3 protein-coding genes, 2 tRNA genes and 3 rRNA genes are annotated in these 9,609 nt (G+C 53.5%); 7 read left to right on the plus strand and 1 reads right to left on the minus strand.

The genetic code is table 11. The features are described from left to right. The first annotated feature begins 128 nt into the window (after positions 1–128). The gene (locus HKX44_RS13635; RefSeq protein WP_276151869.1) at positions 129–806 is read left to right on the plus strand and encodes a hypothetical protein; all 678 of its coding nucleotides are present in this window, start codon (positions 129–131) and stop codon (positions 804–806) included. 57 nt (positions 807–863) lie between these two features. On the opposite strand, the gene hemE is transcribed toward HKX44_RS13635, so the two are convergent. Further along, a complete protein-coding gene (gene hemE / locus HKX44_RS13640; RefSeq protein ID WP_276151870.1) occupies positions 864–1,898 on the minus strand; it encodes a uroporphyrinogen decarboxylase in 1,035 nt (344 codons plus the stop codon). Between the two features lie 101 nt (positions 1,899–1,999). Between hemE and hemC the strand changes: the two genes are divergently transcribed. The 6 genes from hemC (at position 2,000) to rrf (ending at position 9,542) form a co-directional block, all read left to right on the plus strand. After that, positions 2,000–2,944, plus strand: a complete 945-nt coding sequence (gene hemC / locus HKX44_RS13645; protein ID WP_276151871.1) for a hydroxymethylbilane synthase — start codon at positions 2,000–2,002, stop codon at positions 2,942–2,944. Between the two features lie 1,028 nt (positions 2,945–3,972). After that, positions 3,973–5,434 (plus strand): 16S ribosomal RNA (locus HKX44_RS13650). A 172-nt stretch (positions 5,435–5,606) separates the two neighbouring features. Further along, a tRNA-Ala gene (locus tag HKX44_RS13655) sits at positions 5,607–5,682 on the plus strand. A 92-nt stretch (positions 5,683–5,774) separates the two neighbouring features. Beyond that, positions 5,775–5,851 (plus strand) — tRNA-Ile (locus HKX44_RS13660). A gap of 512 nt (positions 5,852–6,363) precedes the next feature. Further along, a 23S ribosomal RNA gene (locus tag HKX44_RS13665) occupies positions 6,364–9,195 on the plus strand. A 232-nt stretch (positions 9,196–9,427) separates the two neighbouring features. Beyond that, positions 9,428–9,542, plus strand: a 5S ribosomal RNA gene (gene rrf, locus HKX44_RS13670). The 16S, 23S and 5S rRNA genes sit together here with 2 tRNA genes alongside, the layout of an rRNA operon. Positions 9,543–9,609: the final 67 nt, after the last annotated feature.

The following is a 9,609-nucleotide window of genomic DNA, read 5'->3' on the forward strand; positions in this document are numbered from 1 at the left end:
TTTGGACGCAAATCAGGCATGGCCATGGAAAAGCGTTGAGTTCGCAACCTGGCTATTAAATCGAAACATAGATTTCGGATCACGAGGCTAGCACGCCGGCGGCGGTGCATTAATGGACGGGCAAGGATATGCTCCATCGAAAGCTTGCAGGGCCGGGGGCCGCTGCACGGAAATATGATTTGATCACTGCGCTGGGGGCGCACGCCTTGTCCTTGGGCAAACATGATCAGCGCCTTATTTTACGGCTGATTACGCTTTTGACGGCACGATATAATTGGGGCCGCGACGAGTTGTCGATTGGTCAGCGTGAAATCGCACGTTTGTGGTCTTGCGACGAACGGACCGTCAAACGTGAGATGGCCAAGCTTCGGGCGATGGGCTGGCTGGTGGTGAAACGTCAGGGCGCGCGGGGCAGGGTGACAACCTATGGCTTTGACGGCGAGACCGCGATGGCCGCAACCAAAGCGATCTGGCCAGAAATCGGCCCCGATTTTGTTGTCCGTGTCGAAGGGGCTCCCACAGAAACAGTGGTGCCTTTCCCTGTTAAAGGACAGGTTGCGGCCCCCGATATGTCAGATGCTAGTGAATGGGGGCTGGCGCGGGCCGTACTTTATGCCGAGGACGAGGGCCGGTTTGCCGCTTGGGTACAGGCACTTTCACGGGTGGACAGGGCAGGGGGCCGCTTGACCCTCAAGGCGCCTAGTCGGTTTCATGCGGCCTATGTGCAAACCCATCTGACAGGCACCTTGCTGCGCGCCTGCCAATCGGTGGACAGTGATGTCAGCACCATCGAGATTATTGACTAGCCTTACCTAGAGCGTCGCGCCTTCAACCTGAGCGACATATGTTTAAGGCGCGACGCCTTAGGTACCCCGTACAGTGTCGATCATCAGTTGCACATTCTCAGGATCGGCATCTGGCGTGATCCCGTGACCAAGGTTAAAGATGTGCGGGCCTTGCGACAGGGCCTGAACCGTGCGGCGGGTTTCACTGACAAGGGCGTCGCCACCCGTCACCATATGCGATGACTTGAGGTTCCCCTGAACGCAGCCGGCGGTCTGTACGTTTGCCGCCGCCCATTCGGCAGAAACACCGTCGTCAATGGCCACACAATCCGCTCCGATAGCGGCATGGGCACCAACATAACGTTCGCCGGCGCCGCGCGGAAAGGCAATAACCGGCACATCGGGATGCAGCGCCTTGAGCGCCGCTGTGATCCGCTGCATCGGCTCAAGAGAATATTTTTTGAAATCAGAGTCTTGCAGTGAGCCGGCCCAGCTGTCGAACAGTTTGACCACCTCGGCGCCAGCCTTGATCTGTTCGGACAGATACAGGACCGTCGCATCGGTGATCCGCGCCATCAGGGCATCAAAGACCGGACGGTTTTCCGCCTTAAGCGCATGAGCTGGCCCTTGATCGGGGGTGCCACGGCCCGCAATCATATAAGTGGCGACTGTCCAGGGGGCACCGGCAAAGCCGATCAGGGTGGTTTCCGCAGGCAACCCGTTAGAGAGGATTTTCACCGTTTCATAAATTGGGCTTAGGGTATCGTGTATCGCCTCGACTGGTTTCAACGCATCCAGCTCGGCCTGGGTGGTGATGGTCGACAGGCGCGGGCCTTCACCGGTGACAAACCACAGATCGGCACCCAAGGCCTGGGGGATCAACAGAATGTCGGCGAACAGGATAGCGGCATCAAACCCGTAGCGCCGGATTGGTTGAAATGTCACCTCGGCGGCCAGTTCTGGATTATAGCACAGTGACAGGAAATCACCGGCCTGCGCCCGTGTCGCTTTGTATTCGGGCAAATATCGTCCGGCTTGGCGCATCATCCAGATTGGCGGGGTGGGCAGGGTCTCGCCCGCAAGCGCGCGCAGGATGGTTTTGTCTTTGCTCATGTCGGGATGCTTTCGTAGCTTAAGGTGTTGCGCGGATCATGCTATGGCCTGAAAGGTGATACAAGCGTTGTCACCTGAAAGCCAGAAATGTACCAAGCAGCATGATCCAGAATTTACCAACCCCGAAAAATCCGCTCAAGATTGGCACCCGTGGGTCGCCGCTTGCTTTGGCGCAGGCCCATGAAACCCGCGACCGTCTGGCCCGCGCTTTTGATTTGCCGCCCGAGGCCTTTGAGATTGTTGTGATCAAAACAACAGGGGACAAGGTACAGGACCGCCCGCTGAAGGAGATCGGCGGTAAGGGGTTGTTCACCCGCGAGATCGAGGACGATATGCTGGCCGGCAAGATCGACATCGCGGTGCATTCGATGAAGGACATGCCGACGTTGCAACCTGACGGGCTGGTGCTTGAAACCTATCTGCCGCGCGAGGACGTGCGCGATGCCTTTATCTCACCGCGTGTTAATCGGCTGGAAGATCTGCCAGACGGGGCCGTTGTGGGCACCTCAAGCTTGCGCCGCAAAGCACAGCTTAAACTGCGCCGTCCCGATCTGAATGTGGTGGAATTTCGTGGCAACCTGCAAACCCGTCTGCGCAAGCTGGACGAGGGCGTCGCCGAGGCCACCTTTCTGGCGACGGCGGGCTTGAATCGGTTGGCAATGCATGATGTGCCGCAAACGGCCATTGATGTAGAGATGATGTTGCCTGCGGTTGCACAGGGGGCAATCGGGATCGAACGCCGGTCTGACGATATGCGCATGGCCGAGATGTTGGAGGCGGTGCATGATGTCCCAACCGGCCAACGGCTGGCAGCGGAACGGGCGTTCCTCGCCGGATTGGACGGATCCTGCGAGACCCCGATTGCCGGCTTGGCCGTCTTGGAAGGCACAACATTACATCTGCGCGGTGAGGTGTTGCGGCCGGACGGGTCGCAGGCGTTGAGTGATGAGCTGCGCTGCCCGATTGAAGATGGTGCCAAGGCAGGTCACGAGATGGCGCAAACCCTGTTGCAACGGGCTGGTGACGGGTTTTTTGACTGGCGCTAGGCTGCGCTGTTCTGTGTTGCCACATTATACACTGTGTTTCGCCGGTTTTCCGGCGCAACACGACCGCCCAAGCACCACGCAGATTTCCCCGGGACTAACCTGCCCATCGGTGACTATATATATACCAGAAAAAAATCGCGGTTTTGAACGCTGCGCTGGGGGGCGCAATCAGCCCCTGATATCTGGCTCCTCCCTTTCTCAATATACCTAGATACCGCAAGCTGGCCGATGGTGGTCAGATGTTGTGCCGGAATCAGGCGCTGCGGATCGAATCTTGGGCATTCTGCGGAGTCATTTTGACCACCTTTCCGGTGAATCGCCCGATTCACCGATTCACTTCACCGGAATCGGAGTGTGTTTGGTGTGAATCGGAGCGTTTGTGTTGGGGATTTTGGTGTGCGTCTTTGTTTGTCTTGTTGGTAAGTCTGTGGATAACACAAGATGTGCGTTTGTTGGTGTGAGTGCTGCCCTTTGGTCAGGGCAATAAAGCTGCTTGTTGTTAGGTGTTTGCGCAAGAATTGGGATGCAAGGGGCTGAAAACATGGGAAAAACGTTTTGCGTTACAAAAACTTCGCATTTCTGGAAAAAAGCGCTTGCGGGTCTGAGCCAGTAACACTAGAACCCCCCTTACCGGACGAGCAGCGACGCTCCAACGGGACGCCGGACGGGCCAGACGGAAGCGGAGACGCAGACAGAGGCCAAGAGGCGGATAAGAAATTTTGAGGTATTTGAGGCGGGGCGCGCCAGTAAGTTAGGGCGCATCCAGTCACTTTTGTCTCTACGCTGTTTGAAAATTAAATATCTGAAGAGATATGTGGGCGGTTTGGTTCATTCGATGGATCAACCTCTACATATCACGCTCCTAGGCTTCGGCTGATTATGGAGTGTCAGCTTCACTGTTTGTAGGGTTTCTGGTTACTTTGGTAACTTGAAGCACACAAACAGAGAAAATGTTCAATAGGTTTCAGTAAGGCCTATTGGATGATGTGCAGAGGTTCGACGTCAAGGATATGATCGTAAGATCATTTCAACTTGAGAGTTTGATCCTGGCTCAGAACGAACGCTGGCGGCAGGCCTAACACATGCAAGTCGAGCGCACCCTTCGGGGCGAGCGGCGGACGGGTTAGTAACGCGTGGGAACATACCCTTTTCTACGGAATAGCCTCGGGAAACTGAGAGTAATACCGTATACGCCCTTCGGGGGAAAGATTTATCGGAAAAGGATTGGCCCGCGTAAGATTAGATAGTTGGTGGGGTAATGGCCTACCAAGTCTACGATCTTTAGCTGGTTTTAGAGGATGATCAGCAACACTGGGACTGAGACACGGCCCAGACTCCTACGGGAGGCAGCAGTGGGGAATCTTAGACAATGGGCGCAAGCCTGATCTAGCCATGCCGCGTGTGTGATGAAGGCCTTAGGGTCGTAAAGCACTTTCGCCAGAGATGATAATGACAGTATCTGGTAAAGAAACCCCGGCTAACTCCGTGCCAGCAGCCGCGGTAATACGGAGGGGGTTAGCGTTGTTCGGAATTACTGGGCGTAAAGCGTACGTAGGCGGATCAGAAAGTAGGGGGTGAAATCCCGAGGCTCAACCTCGGAACTGCCTCCTAAACTCCTGGTCTTGAGTTCGAGAGAGGTGAGTGGAATTCCAAGTGTAGAGGTGAAATTCGTAGATATTTGGAGGAACACCAGTGGCGAAGGCGGCTCACTGGCTCGATACTGACGCTGAGGTACGAAAGTGTGGGGAGCAAACAGGATTAGATACCCTGGTAGTCCACACCGTAAACGATGAATGCCAGTCGTCGGGTAGCATGCTATTCGGTGACACACCTAACGGATTAAGCATTCCGCCTGGGGAGTACGGTCGCAAGATTAAAACTCAAAGGAATTGACGGGGGCCCGCACAAGCGGTGGAGCATGTGGTTTAATTCGAAGCAACGCGCAGAACCTTACCAACCCTTGACATCCTGTGCCACTACCAGAGATGGTACGTTCCCTTCGGGGACGCAGTGACAGGTGCTGCATGGCTGTCGTCAGCTCGTGTCGTGAGATGTTCGGTTAAGTCCGGCAACGAGCGCAACCCACATCTTTAGTTGCCAGCAGTTCGGCTGGGCACTCTAAAGAAACTGCCCGTGATAAGCGGGAGGAAGGTGTGGATGACGTCAAGTCCTCATGGCCCTTACGGGTTGGGCTACACACGTGCTACAATGGCAGTGACAATGGGTTAATCCCAAAAAGCTGTCTCAGTTCGGATTGGGGTCTGCAACTCGACCCCATGAAGTCGGAATCGCTAGTAATCGCGTAACAGCATGACGCGGTGAATACGTTCCCGGGCCTTGTACACACCGCCCGTCACACCATGGGAGTTGGTTCTACCCGACGACGCTGCGCTAACCTTCGGGGGGCAGGCGGCCACGGTAGGATCAGCGACTGGGGTGAAGTCGTAACAAGGTAGCCGTAGGGGAACCTGCGGCTGGATCACCTCCTTTCTAAGGATGTTCCTAGCCATGATTGTTCGCAATCATCATGGAACACTTAGCAGAACAGCAAACAAAGCTGTTCATATATGAAAGCATCGCAAGATGACTTTCGAACCGAGCCGTCCTCATATCTCTTCAGAATAATAGGTCCTGCGCAGTTGTGCGTAGGGTTCCAAAGTTTGGGGCCTTAGCTCAGCTGGGAGAGCGCCTGATTTGCATTCAGGAGGTCAGGAGTTCGATCCTCCTAGGCTCCACCAAGTGTTTTACGCAGTAAAGCACGTCGCCCTGGCAGTCGTTGCGCAGCAACGATGAGAAGGGCAACCCGGCCAGTTACTGGTCCAACCAAGATGGGTCGGTAGCTCAGGTGGTTAGAGCGCACGCCTGATAAGCGTGAGGTCGGAGGTTCAAGTCCTCCTCGACCCACCATCAACTTGATTAGATCAGCAAGCAGTCAACAGACTGTTTGCTCGTCCAATCGGACGACGGGGACTTCTTCGGAAGTCCTCTGACATCGTAAAGAGAGATACAGTTACTTTAAGAGTAATCTTGAAGTAACAAACAACATTGTTTGATCATACCGAGTAAGGTGTTGATCTTCGTTGCTGCCCTTCGGGGCCGGTATTTAGCGGACTGTTTCCTCGGTCTTCTAGATATATCGCGACGAAAACGAACGTGTTGTCCAAGTCAAGTACACTAACCAGAGGTATGACGGTGTTTGCCCGCACGGCTGACACCTATCTGCATGCCTCGTTGTCTGGATTTAGAATCCAGGCGGGAAAAAGTATGCTTTTGACCAGAATAAGGATTGGCAGTTTCTTACCAGCTTCTGCCGGTCGCGCAGGTTTGTTGTTCTATGCGGTGACGTTATGAAGGGATGTAAATAGTCCTCAAGTAGCGAAGCGGTAGGACATAAAACAAGTCTTGCTTTTTCTGGATCAAATCAAGCGCGAAAAGGGCGTTTGGTGAATGCCTTGGCAGTAAGAGGCGATGAAAGACGTGATACTCTGCGATAAGCCATGGGGAGCTGAGAATAAGCTTTGATCCATGGATTTCTGAATGGGGCAACCCACCTGATACTTTGTTATTACTACACTTCGGTGTAGCTAATAACTTGGTAAACCAGGTATTTTTAGGCTGAATATATAGGCTTAAAAAAGCAAACCCGGGGAACTGAAACATCTAAGTACCCGGAGGAAAGGAAATCAATATGATACTCCCCTAGTAGCGGCGAGCGAACGGGGACCAGCCGAGCCATGAGTGTGGTTAGAATGCGTTGGAATGCGCAACCAAAGTGGGTGATAGTCCCGTATAAGAAGCATGATTGGACGTATTAAGTAGGGCGGAACACGTGAAATTCTGTCTGAAGATCGGAGGACCACCTTCGAAGGCTAAGTACTCCTTACTGACCGATAGTGAACCAGTACCGTGAGGGAAAGGTGAAAAGCACCCCGACGAGGGGAGTGAAACAGTACCTGAAACCGAACGCCTACAATCAGTTGGAGGGGCTTTACGCCCTGACAGCGTACCTTTTGTATAATGGGTCATCGACTTGGTCTCACAAGCAAGCTTAAGCCGTTAGGTGTAGGCGTAGCGAAAGCGAGTCTTAATAGGGCGTTGAGTTTGTGGGATCAGACCCGAAACCGAGTGATCTAGGCATGGCCAGGTTGAAGGTTAGGTAACACTAACTGGAGGACCGAACCCACATCTGTTGAAAAAGATCGGGATGAGCTGTGCCTAGGGGTGAAAGGCCAATCAAACTCGGAGATAGCTGGTTCTCTGCGAAATCTATTTAGGTAGAGCGTCGACCGAATACCCTCGGGGGTAGAGCACTGGATGGGTAATGGGGACTCACCGTCTTACTGATCCTAACCAAACTCCGAATACCGAGGAGTACTAGTCGGCAGACACACGGCGAATGCTAACGTCCGTCGTGAAGAGGGAAACAACCCTAACCTCCAGCTAAGGCCCCTAATTCATGGCTAAGTGGGAAAGCAGGTGGGACGACCAAAACAACCAGGAGGTTGGCTTAGAAGCAGCCATCCTTTAAAGATAGCGTAACAGCTCACTGGTCTAAATAAGTTGTCCTGCGGCGAAGATGTAACGGGGCTCAAGCCATGAGCCGAAGCTGAGGATGCATTTATTGCATGGTAGCAGAGCGTAGTGTGACATAGTTCCATGTCTCCTTATCCACTTCGGTGGAATTGGAGACGCGGAGCTTTCTGTGAAGCCGGCGCGTGAGCGATCCGGTGGAGAGATCACTAGTGAGAATGATGACATGAGTAGCGACAAAGAGTGTGAGAAACACTCTCGCCGAAAGTCCAAGGGTTCCTGCTTAAAGCTAATCTGAGCAGGGTAAGCCGACCCCTAAGGCGAGGCCGAAAGGCGTAGTCGATGGGAACCAGGTTAATATTCCTGGGCCAGATGGAAGTGACGGATCTCGAGGGTAGTTCATCCTTATCGGATTGAATGGGCTGCTTAGAGGTCCCTGGAAATAGCTCCATCGCTAGATCGTACCCTAAACCGACACAGGTGGACTGGTAGAGAATACCAAGGCGCTTGAGAGAACTATGTTGAAGGAACTCGGCAAAATACCTCCGTAAGTTCGCGAGAAGGAGGCCCGGTTCCTAGGCAACTAGGGGCTGGGGGCACAAACCAGGGGGTGGCGACTGTTTATTAAAAACACAGGGCTCTGCGAAGTCGTAAGACGACGTATAGGGTCTGACGCCTGCCCGGTGCCTGAAGGTTAAAAGGAGGAGTGAGAGCTCTGAATTGAAGCCCAGGTAAACGGCGGCCGTAACTATAACGGTCCTAAGGTAGCGAAATTCCTTGTCGGGTAAGTTCCGACCTGCACGAATGGCGTAACGACTTCCCCGCTGTCTCCAACATAGACTCAGCGAAATTGAATTACCTGTCAAGATGCAGGTTTCCCGCGGTTAGACGGAAAGACCCCGTGCACCTTTACTACAGCTTCACACTGGCATTAGGCCGAACATGTGCAGGATAGGTGGTGGGCTTTGAAACTTCGACGCCAGTCGGAGTGGAGCCTCCCTTGAGATACCACCCTTGTTCTGCTTGATGTCTAACCGCGGTCCGTTATCCGGATCCGGGACCCTGTGTGGCGGGTAGTTTGACTGGGGCGGTCGCCTCCTAAATCGTAACGGAGGCGCGCGAAGGTTGGCTCAGAGCGGTCGGAAATCGCTCGTTGAGTGCAATGGCAGAAGCCAGCCTGACTGCGAGACTGACAAGTCGAGCAGAGTCGAAAGACGGCCATAGTGATCCGGTGGTCCCAAGTGGGAGGGCCATCGCTCAACGGATAAAAGGTACGCCGGGGATAACAGGCTGATACTGCCCAAGAGTCCATATCGACGGCAGTGTTTGGCACCTCGATGTCGGCTCATCTCATCCTGGGGCTGGAGCAGGTCCCAAGGGTACGGCTGTTCGCCGTTTAAAGAGGTACGTGAGCTGGGTTTAGAACGTCGTGAGACAGTTCGGTCCCTATCTTCCGTGGGTGTAGGATACTTGAGAGGAGTTGCCCCTAGTACGAGAGGACCGGGGTGAACGATCCACTGGTGGACCAGTTGTTATGCCAATAGCAGTGCTGGGTAGCTATGATCGGACAGGATAACCGCTGAAGGCATCTAAGCGGGAAGCCCCCCTCAAAACAAGGTATCCCTGAGAGCCGAGGTAGACCACCTCGTCGATAGGCCAGAGATGTAAGCGTAGTAATACGTTCAGTTGACTGGTACTAATTGCTCGATAGGCTTGATTTGATCCAGTAGAAGCAAGACTTCACTACTCAAATCAAAAGCATACACAGTACATTAGATGTACATGACTTGGACAAGTTCGATGTCCTCGGTAGGAAAGCCGGGGATGTCAGTTTGTATCGCAAACACACCTCTAACGTTCCATCCGGAATAGCGAGGGAGTGGGAACGCGCACTTCATGCGCTGATACCCACCCAACGTATTTGTATACAAACACGTTGAAGTCTTTTTTTGGTTTGGTGATCATAGCGAGAGCAAAACACCTGGTTCCATCCCGAACCCAGCCGTTAAGTGCCTTAGCGCCGATGGTACTGCGTCTTAAGGCGTGGGAGAGTAGGTCATCGCCAAACCTAATAAAGACTTCAATTCAAAACGTATCTCTCTACGATGAAAAATCAATAATCCAAAATTACCGTA

The sequence above is a fragment of the Sulfitobacter sp. M05 genome (assembly GCF_029285175.1).
Classification (GTDB): Bacteria; Pseudomonadota; Alphaproteobacteria; order Rhodobacterales; family Rhodobacteraceae; genus Sulfitobacter.